The sequence below is a fragment of the Streptomyces djakartensis genome (assembly GCF_014651075.1).
Taxonomy (GTDB): domain Bacteria; phylum Actinomycetota; class Actinomycetes; order Streptomycetales; family Streptomycetaceae; genus Streptomyces; species Streptomyces djakartensis.
Genome location: NZ_BMWE01000005.1, coordinates 282,464 through 296,441, shown reverse-complemented (window position 1 = coordinate 296,441; position 13,978 = coordinate 282,464). Strand labels below are relative to the sequence as shown.

Genomic DNA, 13,978 nt, shown 5'->3' with positions numbered 1-13,978 from the left:
CTGGGTGGCGGAAACAGCTCACGTCACTCCGAACACTTCTGACCACTCTGGCCGAAACGTTTCCTTGTGTCACTCAGATAGCGCTTGCTAGCATGGCGTGAAGATCAAGTCTACCGCGATTATTCGCCCACATGTACGGCGCAGCGTTCAAACCGCAAACATTGCTCGAAGGAGAGATGCGGGTGGGTGTGGCGACTTGTTTCGTGATCATCAGTCATACCGTCGATGACGCTTTCGAGGATCTCGTACTCGGTCTCCGCGCTTTCTGTCCGGGCGCTGATGTCGCCTGGTACAACTCGGGGCCACCGATGGAAACCCCTTTCGATCTTCGCCTGGTCACCCCCGCTCGGCCGTTGAAGTACATGAAGATCACTCCGGCCTTCTTCGATATCTTCGAGTGGGCGCTGAACGAGGGTTACGACCGAATCGTCAATGTCGAGACGGACCTCGCTTTCATCAGGCCAGGGTTCCTGGATTTCCTTGACTCCTACATGCAGGAAGCCGACTACCTGGCACCGGGATTGAGGCGCAACATCCCGTCGGTTTCGCTGTGGCCGGCCTACCGCACTCTGGCCGGTGAACGGGAGAAGCTAGCCTCCATTCTGGGGACGAGTCACGTCCATCGCGGCTTCAGCCCTGCCCAGGTGTTCAGTCGCGGATACATCTCGGCGGTGCTGTCGAGTGACAGCTATGCCCGGCTTCGGGCGTTCGTCGAACAGAATCAGCAGCCTGAACGGTCCTTGACACTGCAGGAATTGATCCTACCGTCCCTCGCGGACAGCGTCGGCGTGCCGTCCCGCTCGTATCCCGCCCACCTGGGCCGGTTCAACCGCTTCCGCCCCTACCAGGCGCCGATCGATCTGAAGCATGCCCTCAACGCTCCGGACGCCTTCTTCATCCACCCGGTCCGTCGCGACAGCGAGGACCCCGTCCGAAGCTTCGTCAGAGGCCTTGTCCGCGATACGCCGCAGCAGCCCGGTGCGTCCGACGCGACCGGCGGGAGAACGTGGACGAAAGCCGGCGCGATCCAGGCGATACGAGACGGCCAGGCGCTCAAGGGTGCAGATCTCAGCGGCCTGGACCTCAGCGAAGCGGACTTCGCCGGGGCCATGCTGCGCGGCGCGAGCCTGGCCGAGGCGACACTCATCGGCACCAGTGTGCGGGGCGCGAACCTGTCCGGAGCCTTCCTGGGGGGTGCGGACCTGCGCGCGGCCGACTTGAGCGGTGCCTTTCTGGGGGGTGCCTTCCTGGGATGGGTCCTGCTCGGCGAAGCGAATCTGAGCGGCGCCTATCTCAGAGGAACAGACCTCCATGAGGCCGATCTGAGCTGCGCCCACCTCAATGGTGCCGACCTGTCGGGTGCGTATCTGGGCGACGCCGTCCTGGAGAGGGCCGACCTGCGGCAGGCGAACCTGGAAGGCGCCGACCTGCGCGAGGCTGATCTGAGCGGCGCCCTTCTCGAGGGCGCGAGTCTGCGAGGCGCGTTACTGGCGGAGGCCAGGTGGACCCCGGAAACACGCTGGCCGACCGGAGAGTTTGACGCAGTACGAAATATGTCCCGGGAGGAGAGTCCCGGGAAGTTCGTGGTCAACACCGACGAGTCCCTGCAAGTCCGTGTTCATGTTCAGCATCCGTCGTCCTGATCCCCGGCAGGCACTGGAGGGACATTGGGAAAGAACTCCGAGCTGTTTCCGGAACACAAAACAGCTGAAGACATCCAGGAAATAGTGCGGGCCAGCTGGGAGGCCGTCTTCGAAACCTCGGAGATCGACCTCGACGCCTATTTCTTCGACCTTGGCGGCACCTCTCTCCAGGCGCTGCAGGTGGTGGATCGACTGGAACACGAGCTGGGCATCCTGGTGCCGACCACCATGCTGTTCGAATCTCCTACCATGCGCCTTCTCACGGCATCGCTCGCCCAACTCCTGGCGGACGCCCGGAAACCGGAAAGTGCTTGACCGGCCCTTGTCGCGAAAGGGAAATGCATGTCCTTGCTCATGACTGGCGCGCGACCGACCGGCGGGCTGCACATCGGTCAGTATCTCGCCGCGTTCAAACCCTTCGTCCAGCGGCAACGGGAGTTCGATCAGGCGGTCTTCATCGTATCGGACCTCCACATGCTGACCACCGGCTTCTCCCCGGAGCGGACCAAGTACCTGGCCGCAGCGACCCGCCGACTCGTGGCGGAAGCCGTAGGATTCGGCGTCGATCCCGACGTCAGCACCTTCTATCTGCAGTCGTCCGTCGGTTGGCATGCCAGGATCTATGCCGTCCTGCAAAGTCTTGCGGATATATCGCGGCTGGAACAGCACGGCAGCTTCGCCGAGATGGCACGTCATTCGGCGGATGCCCGTCCGCCGTCCCTCGGACTTCTGGGCTACCCGGTGCTCGAGAGCAGTGATGTCCTCTCCATCGGCCCCACCCATGTGTGCATCGGCGAAAGCAACGTCAGTCATTTCGAGCATCTGGCTGAGATCGTCGAACTGCTCCATGACGGATGGGGAGTCAACTTCACCGTTCCCGAAATGATCACCGGCCGGAAGAACCTGGTCGGCCTCGACGGTTCCAACAAGATGAGTAAGTCGCTGGGAAACGCGGTGTTCTTCGCGGACGGGCCCGACGCCCTTGTCCGCAAGGTGCACGGCATGTCCGTCCGCTCGACCGACGGGAAGATCGTCGCAGTCGAATACCTGGAGGCTCTTGAGGCCCCGGCTGACCTGTGCCGGGAGCTGGAGGAGGACATCGAGAACGCCGGCAGGGTGACCGAGCGCGCCGCGAAGGAGCTCGCGGACCGGCTGATCGCCTTCATCCAGCCCGTGGACAGGGCCGCGCGCGAACTCCTCGCCAGTGGTGCTGTCGACGATCTGCTGCAGCGTGGGCGTGACCTCGCGGAAGACCGGGGCGCACGCGCGTACCACGAGCTCGCGGCGAAGGTCGGACTGCTGCGCCTGTCATGACCGGGCAACGAAGGGAAAAAGTGAAGCATACAAGAGTCCTCGTTGTCGGCGCCGGTCTCATCGGCACGGATGTGGCGAGAGCCCTGTCGGCCGACCACGAGGTGATCCTGCACGGCCGCCGCCGCGCATCGGTGGAACAAGCCGCACAGGAAGTCGGTGTGCCGCCCGACCGGGCGTGGTACGGAGATCTCGTGGCCATGGACGGCGGCCTGACCAATCTGGACGGCAAGTGTGTCCAGGACGACGCCGAAGCTCAAGGTGCCTGGGCGCTGGGAGCCCTCGTCCGGTCCATCGGCCCCACCGTCGTGGTGGACGCCACCAACATCGCCACCTCGTCAGCCGATCATCTGATCTTCGGGCCTGCAGCGGGGCAGAGCGCGGTGGATGGCGACCTGGGGCTGGAAAATGCGGCCAAGGCCGTGCGCGGTCGAGCGATGGAACTGCACCGGTTGCTGCGCTCCGGTTCCTTGATCCGGTACCTGCGGATATCGACAACGGGGCTGGGGGCCAGGGGGCTTGAAGTACCGTTCACCCACGGCGACGCCGGTTCCTGGATGTCGCCGGCTCTGTGGCACAAGGTGCTGTTCGCGGGCATGGAGCACCAGGTGCTGTGGGCTCTGGCCCGCAGCTACCCCGGCCGGGTCAATCTGGTGATTCCCGCTGCCTTCGTCGGTTTCGAACAGATGGCTCCCTTGGTGGAGGGCATCACCGCGGGCGAGTCGGCCGAGGTCGACCTCCTCGCGGCGGGCGAGGACAGGTCATACACGGCTGAGGAGTTGGCGGTCCTCAGTTCGCCCTTCCAGATGGGAGCCGTGACGCGAGAAGACGTCACCGAGGCGGTGCTGGCCGTACTCACCGGAAGCGACACTTCTCGGGATGTCACGAGAGCCATGACCGAGGCGGCGTTGGGCCCCACCGTCGAAGGCTATGTTGCGAGGAATCACATCATCCGCTGGCTGCGCTCCCCACGTGACGGACGAGCACCCTTGCTCACCAGCGGCGCGCTGGGTCGCAGAGTCAGCCGGGGGCTGATCCTGCTGGCCGCGCTCAAGGCGAGCTGGGAGGGACCCCTCTGGGGCCACCTCATGGCACCGTCCGAGACGAACGTGGCGGCACAGGCTGTACTGCCGAAGGATCTTCTCGCCACCGCGGAGCAGCAGGGTCTGTCGGTGGGAACCACCCACGAGCAGCCGGCTTCCGGGGACATCTGTCTGTGCCCGACGTGCTTCGAGAGCCTGGGCTCCGCGGTGCTGAGCAGACTCCGGGAGTGGTACGACCACGCCTCGGCGGCTGACCGGCTTCAGTTCCGCGAACTCGCGGGAACGGCCGACTGGCCGGAAGGCGACGTGCTGGCCATTCTGTGGCAAGGCGCGGGAAGCGAGGCCATGCCCTTCTGACCAGGCCCGCGACCGTATGCGGCCCAGGACGCCCGGGACCCACCCCATTGAGAGGGCAACTGTGAACCAATCGCCGACACTGCATTCTCTCCTCAACGACCCCGTCCACGGGGAAGGCATCTTGCGCCTGCACCTCAACGAGAATCCGTACGGTCCACCAGCCGGTGCCCTGGAGGCGGCCGCCGACGAGCTGAGGCGTTGGGGTACGGCGTATCCGGACAGCGACTGCGCGGGGCCGAGGAAAGCGGTCGCCGACCACTTCGGTCTCACCCCCGAGATGGTGGCCGTCGGCAACGGCTCGGACGAACTCGTGCTCCTCATCGCCCTGGCCTTCCTGCGCCCCGGCGACACGGTACTGCTGACCGAGGGCACCTACCTCGGCTACGCCATGGCAGCCGCAGCCGCCCGTGCCGAGGTGCGCACGGAACCGCTGAAACGATTCGGCGTACCCGCGCGGGCTCTGGCCTCAGCCTTGGGTGAGGGTGCGCGACTGTGCTACGTCTGCAATCCGCACAACCCGACAGGGACGGTACTTGACCCCTCCGATGTGGAGAGGATCATCGCCGCGGCAGAGAACACCGGAGCCGTCCCCGTCTTCGACGAGGCGTACATGGAGTTCGCCGATCCCGCTTACGACTACGCCTTGGACGCCGTTCGCAAGGGCCGTCGCCTGCTGGTTCTGCGGACGTTCTCCAAAGCATGGGGACTGGCCTCCTTGCGCTGCGGGTACGCGCTGGGACCGGCGGACCTGATCGACCAGGTCTGGCGCGTCCGGCAGGCGTTGCCCTTCAGCGCGAACCGTCTCGCTCAGCGGGCAGCCATGGCGGCACTCGGCGATCGTGGTCACCTCGCCGAGATCCGACGCCTTACCGGCGAGGCCCGGCAGAGAATGTGCGACCGGCTGGACCGAGCCGGCGTGCCCCATGTGCCATCGGTGACGAACTTCGTGATGCTCCGCCCCCCGGGGGACAGCGCACTCGTCGCGGCCCGGCTGGCGGAAGAGCATCGGATACTGGTCCGTGACGTCACGATGCTCGGCCTGCCGGGCCACCTTCGGGTCTCGGTCGGTACGCCCGAGCAGGTCGACGTGTTCTGCAGCGCCCTGGAGGACGTACTCGGGTCTGAAGTCGCGACCGCTTCCAGGCCGTCGGCGAACTCGGCCGTCCCCGTCGTTCCGCCACAAGCTCCCACCCTCGCTCCGCTCGACCCGGCGACCCTGTTCAACGGATACGTGGGCGCCGGTGTTATCCACGCCCTGGGCGAACTCGGCGTGTGGGACCTCCTCCTCGACGGTGCGGCGACACCGACTGCCCTTGCGAAGCGGACCGGAGCCGACCCTGATGGACTGCTCGTCCTGCTGAAGACCATGGCGCTGCTCGGGCATGTGACGATGACGGCGGACTCCGCTGTCGCACTCACCTCTGCGGGACGTGAACTGGTGCGAAACCGCGGTTATTTCACCTGGTGCGTCGGTGGTTACGGTGAAGTGCTCCACAATCTGGCCGATCTGACCACGGGACGGCGTTCGCTCGGCCGTGACGTGATCAGACACGGCGACAAGATTGCCGCCGGCTCGGGCATCACGGGCCGCAACCTGATGCTGCCCGTGGAGCGGGAAGTCGTGTCCGGCCTCGAGTTCGACCTGGTCGCCGACCTCGGCTGCGGGGACGCCGCACGCTTGATCCGCTGGTGCGCCAAGGACACCGGCCGACGTGGGATCGGCTTCGAGGCCGACGAGGAAGCCCACAGATCGGCGGTGGAACACGTCCGAGAGGCCGGACTGGAGGACCGGCTGGAGATCGTGCACGGAGACGTGCTGAGCCAAGTGGGGCAACGCACCTACCCGGGCGTGGATCTGGTCAGCAGCTTCCTGATGATGCACGACCTGTTCAACGCGACGGGCGACCCCGTGAAGGCGATCCGGCTGCTCCACCACGTGTTCCCGGACGCGCGAAAGTTCCTCGTCGCCGACAGCGTCAGCCAGGACTGGCACAGCCACGAGGGTCCGCTGCCGATCTTCTCCCTCGGTTTCGAGCTGGTGCATGCGTTCATGGACACCCACATCGCCGAGCGAGACGTCTACGAGGACGCGTTCACCAGAGCGGGTCTGCGCATCGATCGGCGCACGCCATTCGGTACTCCCGCTACCTACCTCTGGCTTCTCACCTCCTGAGGCGGACACGAGACCGCCGACCCGCGCCCTGAGCGACGTCAGGGCGCGAAGCCGCGGCTGGCCTCGGCCGGCGTGAACCGACCTCTCGCGTCGGTCTGCCCCAGGCCGATGCCACGCGGAGCCGCAGTCGTGCCATTCCCGAATCGACACTCCAGGAGCGAGCCATGCCCAGTTCGTCCCCGCTGTCCGACCCCGCCATCATCCCCGACCCTTACCCCGTCTACGCCGAGCTGTCCGAACGTGAACCCGTCCACTGGTGCGAGGGCCTGAACGCGTGGGCGGTCCTGCGTCATGCCGACTGCGCCGAAGCGCTCAAGGATCCTCGCCTGAAGGCCGAACGCATGGAGGAAGTCCTCGGCGCGAAGTTCGACGGCCGGGTGCTGCCGCCTGACAGCATTTACCACCGGTTCACCAAGAACGTCATGATGTACACCGATCCGCCGCTCCACGACGACCTGCGCCGTGCCACCCACGCCGGCTTCACGCGTGCCGCGCACGAGCACTACAGCGACGTCATCAAGAAGGTCGCCGCCGACCTGGTCGCCGAAGTCCCGGACGGTGTACAGGAGATCGACGCGGTGTCCGCGCTCGCCGCCAAGCTGCCGGTCAACGCAGCGGTACGGGCCTTCGGAGTGCCGGAGAGCGACCTGGAGTTCGTGGTGCCGCGCGTGGACACCGTCATGACCTTCTGGTCAGGACCGCAGGATCAGCCGATCGGACTCGACACTCTGCTCGAACAGCTCACCGAGTTGCACGTGTACGCACTCGAACTCCTCGAGGGCAAACGGGGCGAGGTCCTCCCGGACACCGTGATAGCTCGCCTCGCGGCGGCTCAGCAACGGCCCACCGAGGACGAGTTGCGGCAGACCGTGCACCAGCTCGTGCTGCTGCTCATCGCCCTGTTCGCGCCCACCACTCCCGGTTCGGTGAGCAGCGGCATGCTCAGCTTCGCGCAAAACCCCCGGCAGATCGAGCGGTTCCGATCCGATCAGGGGTGCGTGGACAACACCGCCAACGAGGTCGTGCGGTACAACGCGTCGAACCAGTTCACCTGGCGTGCCGCAACCACCGAACTGGAGATCGGAAACGTGCGAATCAAGCAGGGCCAGAACCTCGCCCTCTTCCTCGGCGCGGCCAACCGCGACCAACGTGTCTTCGCGCAGCCGGACGTGTTCGACCTGGACCGGCCCAACAGTGGCAAGCACCTGTCCTTCGGTCTCGGTCTGCACTCCTGCCTCGGGCGGCAGATCGCCGCCCTTGAAATCAAGTGGTTCTTTGTCGCGCTGTTCGCCCGCTACCCGCGGATCCGTATCGCCGGCGAACCCGAATGGAACACCAACCTCGAGTTCCGCTCCTTGCGCCTGCTGCCCCTCGCGGTCGGATGACCGGTCACGCCGACTAGCCCGGCCCACCAGGGCCAGGGCGACGCCTGCGCCACACCGGCGACCTCACCACACTCGCGCTCCGCACCGTTCACCGTGTTCGCGACGGTCGACGGTGCGGTCGCCCCTTCCCCACATCCCCCCGGTACCCGCGAGGACGGCCGTGAAATCCGAGAGCCTCCGGCGTCGCAGCGCCTTCCCTCCCTCCCACGCCCGCCGCCTCTCGTCCGGCACGGACGCCGTTGCCGACCCGGACGAGGCGGAGGAGTTTCTGCGGCTGTTCCACGGCGAGAACCCTGACCAGCCCGTCTCCCTCCTCGAACGACTGCACCGAGTCCGCACCGACATCGACACCACGGGCACCTACCGCCATACCCATGAGGAGCTCACCTTCGGAGCCCGCGTCGCCTGGCGCAACGCCAGCCGATGCATCGGCCGTCTGTACTGGAACAGCCTGCGCGTCCTGGACCGCCGTGCCGACCACACTCCCGCGCAGATCCACCAGAGCCTGTGTGAGCATCTGCGCCTGGCGACCAACTCGGGCCGGGTCCGTCCCGTCATCTCCGTTTTCGCTCCGGACGCACCAGGCCACCCCGCCCCCCGAGTCTGGAATGACCAGCTCATCCGCTACGCCGGTTACCGCCGGGACGACGGTACGGTTCTCGGTGACCCCGCCTACGTGGGATTCACCGACCTGGTGCGCCGCATGGGCTGGCAGGCGCCCGAAGGACCCTTCGACGTGCTGCCACTGCTGATCGACACCGGGCAGGACAAGCCCCAGCTCTTCGATCTGCCCAGGGATCTGGTGCTGGAGGTCCCGATCGTGCACCCGCATCACCGGAAGATCAGCGATCTCGGCCTGCGCTGGCATGCCGTGCCTGCCATCTCGAACATGCGGCTGCGCATCGGCGGCATCGACTACCCGCTCGCCCCCTTCAACGGCTGGTACATGGGCACCGAGATCGGCGCCCGCAACCTGGTCGACACCGACCGCTACGACCTGCTGCCGCTGATCGCCGACCTGCTCGGGCTGGAAACCAGCGGAGAGCACACCCTGTGGCGGGACCGCGCACTGGTGGAACTCAATGTCGCGGTCCTGCACTCCTTCCGGGCAGCCGGGGTCCGCATCAGCGACCACCACACGGAATCACGCCACTTCCTCACCCACCTCGCCAGGGAGGAACGCCAGGGCCGCCTCGTTCCCACCGACTGGAGCTGGATCGTGCCCCCGGTCTCCGGCGGCATCACCCCCGTCTTCCACCGCTACTACGACGAGGCCGACCAACGCCCCAACTTCTACCTCGACGAACAGGCCCGGGCCAGGGCCAGAGGATGCCCCCACCCTCACTGATCCCACCGGTCGGTTCAGTGGCTGCCCTTCTTCAGCAGGTGCGCGGCGTGCCGCCCGGCCCTGGCGGACAGGGCCATGATGGTCAGGGTCGGGTTCTGCCATCCGCCGGACGGGAAGCAGGCGCCGCCGGTCACATAGACGTTCGGGCAGTCCCAGCAGCGGTTGTGCGAGTCCACCACGGAGGAGTCAGCGCTGGCTCCCATGCGGGCGGTGCCGAGGTCGTGGGCGTTGAGCCCTGGCGCGGTCAGCTCTTCCGAGAGAGCCGTGATGCGCAGGCCCGCGAGGGCGGCGGCCTGCTCGATGCCGCGCCGCATCGCGGTGTAGAGACGCTCCTCGTGAGGGCCGTACGCGCACTCGATGACGGGCAGCGGCATGCCCCACTGGTCGCGCGCGTCGCTCAGCCTGATGCGGTTCTTCCGGTAGGGGAGCATCTCGCCCTGGGCGTCGATGCTGCCCAACGCCCGCCCCTGCGAGCTGAGTCGCTGGAGGGTCACCCACATTCCGAATGGACGCACGTCGCTCTTGCCTCCGGGCTGCGGCGGTACCAGTAGGCCTCGCTGGCGAGCCGACCACTCGTAGCCCGCCACGTGCGGATAGTCGTCGAGAACGCCCGCGGCGGTCACGAGCGGGTGGTCCATGAGCCCGCGGCCCAGCCATCCGCTCGAATTGCCGAGCCCGGCCGGGTGACGCGGATTGTGCGAGTTCAGCATGAGCCGTGTGGTCTCGATGGTCCCGCCGCACAGGAAGACCACTCGGCCCTGTGCGCGGTGCCGGGACCCGTCTCGCACATCGACGTAACGGACACCAGTCGCCAGGCCGGTCTCCGGAGCGACGGTAACCTCGGTGACCAGGGCATGGGGCCGCAGCACCAGCCGCCCCGTGCTCTCGGCGGCGGCGAGCGCGGTGGCCTGCATCGTGTATCCCGGCCACCCGTGGTGTTCTCTCTCGGACGGGATGAACCGGACGGGGACCGGGTGCGTGTTCGGTCGCCTGTACGCCTCCTGGAAGTCCTTCTCCGCCGGCGTCAGCGCGAACGGTTCGTTCCGGTAGACGCTGTCGGGGAGCTGCTCCAGGCCCTCCGTGCTGCCGTGCAGGCCCGTGAACTCCTCGACGAGGGTGTATGCGTCGGCCAGTTCCTCGGATCGCACCGGCCAGGACAGTGCGCAGTCGTCAAGCTCGGGTGCCTCGAGTTCGTAGCGCGACAACCGCATCGCCGAGCCGCCCCAGGTCAGCGAGCGGCCACCGACCTGCATCCCCCGGATCCAGAAGAACGGCTTGTCCCGCGGAGTCTGGTACGGATGCTGTGCGTCGTCGACGAACAGGTGGGGTCCACGGGATGCGAAGGCGGGATGCCTGGCCTGGACATGCCGGCTCATCTGCAATCGCCCGTTCTCGCTCCCGGGGTCGTCCACGCAGTGAGCGAAGGTGTCGTCACCGTGCCGTGCGCGGAAGGCGCTGTCCTGGCGTGCGTGCCGCCCGGACTCCTGCCCCTGGTCCTGAACGAAACGGTCGGGCACTTCATCAGCGGATCGGGGCGGGCCGGCTTCGAGGACGAGCACGTGCAGCCCTGACTCGGTCAGTTCCTTGGCCGCCCATGATCCGGCGAAGCCGGAGCCGACGACAACGGCGTCGTAGGCATGGGGGGTGTCGTCCTCCGTCACGTTGCACCTCCGTGGTGTTTCCGAAGTCGGGTTCGTGACTGGCCGATTCGGCGGGAATCAGCGAGAGTCGGCAAACTCGGCGCCGGCCGATTCGATGTCGCTGAGGCTCGCGGCCTCGCGTTGGAGCTTCTCGATCGCCGAAGGGAGGGCCTCGAAGGCGTCGTTCGGTGCGAGCAGCACTGAGTGGTGGAGCGTCAGAACCTCCCGATGCGCACGCTCTGTCTCCGGCAGACCACCGGCAGGACCGGTCAGACGGCCCGGATCGAGGCCTTCGATCAGGAACCGCCGTTTGGTGAGGGGCCGGTAGAGAGGGTGCCGGTACAGCGGGTCGTACGGAGGCTGGAAGGGCATACCGGTCTCGGCCGCGAGCGCCCGAGCCACCGTCGCGGCCGAGACGCCGCCGAAGACCTCCCGGTCGATCCGTGCCGTGTACTGGTAGAAGGTCCGCTCGGTCACGAACGGCGACGCCGCCACAGGCGTGACACCGGGCAGGTTCGCGAGGAGCCTGTCGAGGACGGCCGCGTTCTCGGCGCGGTGCCGGTTCTGCTCCGGAAGGTCGGCGAGCTGGGCTTCCAGCACCGCGGCACACAGTTCGGACATGCAGTAGTTGGCACCGATGACCGAGCCGTCGAAGGTGAGCTCCGACCCGCCCAGGACAGGCCGGGCCTCCGGCCGACGACCGTCCGAGCGGAGTTGGAAGAGGCGGTCGTGGAGATCGTCGCTGCGGCAGACGACGGCACCGCCTTCACCCGCGGTCAGAAGTTTCCTCTCCTGCATGCTGAACACGCCCACGGCGCCCCACGTGCCGACCCTGCGCCCCTTCCAGGACGCACCGTGTGCGTGGGAGCAGTCCTCGACCACGGGGATCCCGTACCGCTCACCGATCGCCAGGATCGCGTCGAGGTCCGCGACCGAACTGTAGACATGAACCACCACGATTGCCCTGGTGCGCTCGGTCACCGCCGCCTCGACCGCGGCTGGGGACATGCACAGAGTCGTGGGATCCAGGTCCGCCATGATCGGGGTCGCGTTCACCGCGAGGACGGTCGAGGCGTTCGCCACCCACGTCAGTCCCGGAACGATGACCTCGTCGCCGGCGCCGACGCCGAGCGCCTCCAGCGCGATGACCAGTGCCGACGAGCCGTTCATGGTGGGCACGCAGTGGGGCGCGCCGAGGAAGTCGGCGAAGCGGTCCGCGAACCGGCCCTCGGCGGACGGACCACCCTGCCAGTTCCCCGCCACGGACCAGCGGCCCGATTCGAGGACCGCCTGCACGTTGCTCAGAGCGTTCTCGGCGGCGCGGGGCCAGGAGGGGACGGTGAAGCTCCCCACCGGCGGTCCGCCTTGCAGGGCCAGTTTCGCCATCACGACGTCCTTTCCGAAAGGGGGCCCGCGGAAGGAAGCCGCCGTATACGTTCCTCGATCCTGGTCAGCGCCCAGATGATCTCGTCATCCTCCAGGACGTTCGATTCCAGTTTCACCGACAGGCCGGCGCAGCCCGGGTTCGGATCGATCGCGAACTCCAGGTGAGGGGAGTTGGATACGGCGACGCTGTCGACGAGTGTCACCGACGTGTCGGAGTACTCGGTCCGGTCCGCGCTGCCCAAGAGTTGCCCGCCCACCCCATCGGCGATTGGCCGTCTGTCATTGAATCCCATGAGGAAGTGAGGTCCCGACCGGCGAAGGATCGTTTCGGCTTCTCCTGGCGGAAGCTGTGCGTGCTGATGGGCGACCAGTAAGGACTTCCAGACGCGGTTCGCTGAGTTCTCGAAGGAGTCGGTGCCCCTCTCGTACGGCATCAGCGACATGCTTTTCAAGCGGGTCACGGAGTCACGCAGTGCCGGACGGAACCTGTTGCCGCAGTGCAGGTTGAATATCAGCCGGTCGCGCTGGAGCACTTCCGATGCGGCGTCTGCGCACAAGGCCAGGAGCGCCGCTGAGCTACTCATGGACATCGCCTGCGAGGCACGTGCCAGGGCGAGGGCGGGACCGGCGTCGAGTGACAGACCGCCGCGACGCATGGGCCGCAAGGGCCTGGACGGTGCCCCGGCCGCCTTCGCGTTCGTCCCGCTGTGCTCCAGAAGTTGCCTGCGATAGGAAAGAGCCGCGTCCGCGCGCATGACGCCGTGCTTCGAACGCTCCCACTCCCACTGGTCGAGTTGATGAAACGTCGGCACTGCCGGACCGTCGCTCCCGGGGTCCGACAAGAGGCGGTGCAGATCCTGCAGCAGGTTTTCCAGGCCCCACCCGTCGACCACCATGTGTGAAATCACCACGACGATGCGGCGCACCCGCTCGGATTCGATGACGAGTCCGAAGCGGACAGGGAACTCGGATGTGACATCGATCGGTTCCGCCGTGAGCGTCTCCTGAAGATGTGCGGTTGCCCGCTCCTGCTGGTCCGCCGCAGCCCGGCAGGTGACCACAGGCATCGTCCCCTCGCCACAGACATGCTGCGAGAGGAACTCGCCCTCGCCTTGTTCAAACGTTGTCCGAAGGGCCTCCTGGCGGGTCACCAGTTCCCGGAGCACGTCTTGGCAGGCTTCCGGTGTCAGGCTGCCGGGGAACTTCAACACGTCCTGCAAATCCGGCTTTTCCTGCGCGGTTTGGGACTCGCTGCCGTAGATGAATCCGTAAATGTCCTGTTGGGCCCACGTGATCCCGCCGAATCGGTCGCTACAGCCGTCAAAACGGACTTCCAGGAAACTCACGTTTCTCCGCTCTCCAAACCCTGGGACATGGTCGGCGGCCGAGGTGGAGCCGGTGCCTCCAGTCGCATCTCGTCGGTGCCGATTGTTTACATGGGAACGCTGACAGTTCCAGAGAGATCGTCCACATCAAGATTCCCTCCGCTGTACGTAAGTGTCAACGGTGAGTGGGAAGTTGGGCTATGAAAATGTGATGGTTCACCCAAGGCTCTGCAGGGGTATGGAGCGGGGCGAGATGCTCCTGATCTGCTGAGATGGCCAGGACGTCGCACTCGAGCCCGGCGTTGTGACATTCCTTGTGCAGCTATGGCAGGTTCCGCTACTGTGACTGTGGAGAGCGCTTACTCCT

Annotated in this window: 10 protein-coding genes; 7 read left to right on the top strand and 3 right to left on the bottom strand. The window is 66.5% G+C overall.

Annotation, left to right across the window (positions count from 1 at the left end):
• Positions 1-131: 131 nt before the first annotated feature.
• The 7 genes from IE212_RS11135 to IE212_RS11105 all read left to right on the top strand — a co-directional run bounded on the left by IE212_RS11135 (position 132) and on the right by IE212_RS11105 (position 9,260).
• The gene (locus tag IE212_RS11135) at positions 132-1,643 is read left to right on the top strand and encodes a pentapeptide repeat-containing protein (protein WP_229864206.1); all 1,512 of its coding nucleotides are present in this window, start codon (positions 132-134) and stop codon (positions 1,641-1,643) included.
• Between the two features lie 24 nt (positions 1,644-1,667).
• Complete coding sequence (locus IE212_RS11130) at positions 1,668-1,958, top strand: phosphopantetheine-binding protein (protein WP_190197592.1); 291 nt, start codon at positions 1,668-1,670, stop codon at positions 1,956-1,958.
• A gap of 27 nt (positions 1,959-1,985) precedes the next feature.
• Positions 1,986-2,957, top strand: coding sequence for a tryptophan--tRNA ligase (locus IE212_RS11125; RefSeq protein ID WP_190197591.1), 972 nt, complete (start codon positions 1,986-1,988; stop codon positions 2,955-2,957).
• Entirely contained in the window at positions 2,954-4,354 is a 1,401-nt protein-coding gene (locus IE212_RS11120) for an SDR family oxidoreductase (protein ID WP_190197590.1), read from the top strand. Before IE212_RS11125 ends, IE212_RS11120 begins: the two co-directional genes overlap by 4 nt.
• 121 nt (positions 4,355-4,475) lie before the next feature.
• Entirely contained in the window at positions 4,476-6,527 is a 2,052-nt protein-coding gene (locus IE212_RS11115; RefSeq protein ID WP_190197589.1) for an aminotransferase class I/II-fold pyridoxal phosphate-dependent enzyme, read from the top strand.
• Positions 6,528-6,691: 164 nt separating this feature from the next.
• On the top strand, positions 6,692-7,912 hold the full coding sequence (gene txtE, locus IE212_RS11110; protein WP_190197588.1) for a 4-nitrotryptophan synthase: 1,221 nt from the start codon (positions 6,692-6,694) through the stop codon (positions 7,910-7,912).
• 160 nt (positions 7,913-8,072) lie between these two features.
• Positions 8,073-9,260 carry a nitric oxide synthase oxygenase gene (locus tag IE212_RS11105; RefSeq protein ID WP_190197587.1) on the top strand — a complete coding sequence of 396 codons (1,188 nt, stop codon included), beginning with the start codon at positions 8,073-8,075 and terminating at the stop codon, positions 9,258-9,260.
• 14 nt (positions 9,261-9,274) lie between these two features.
• On the opposite strand, the gene IE212_RS11100 is transcribed toward IE212_RS11105, so the two are convergent.
• Genes IE212_RS11100 through IE212_RS11090 form a run of 3 tightly spaced genes read right to left on the bottom strand, consistent with a single transcriptional unit; the run spans position 9,275 to position 13,632 of the window.
• A complete protein-coding gene (locus tag IE212_RS11100; RefSeq protein ID WP_190197586.1) occupies positions 9,275-10,921 on the bottom strand; it encodes a GMC oxidoreductase in 1,647 nt (548 codons plus the stop codon).
• Between the two features lie 57 nt (positions 10,922-10,978).
• Positions 10,979-12,286 carry a DegT/DnrJ/EryC1/StrS family aminotransferase gene (locus IE212_RS11095; RefSeq protein WP_190197585.1) on the bottom strand — a complete coding sequence of 436 codons (1,308 nt, stop codon included), beginning with the start codon at positions 12,284-12,286 and terminating at the stop codon, positions 10,979-10,981.
• On the bottom strand, positions 12,286-13,632 hold the full coding sequence (locus IE212_RS11090) for a condensation domain-containing protein (protein WP_190197584.1): 1,347 nt from the start codon (positions 13,630-13,632) through the stop codon (positions 12,286-12,288). Before IE212_RS11090 ends, IE212_RS11095 begins: the two co-directional genes overlap by 1 nt.
• Positions 13,633-13,978: the final 346 nt, after the last annotated feature.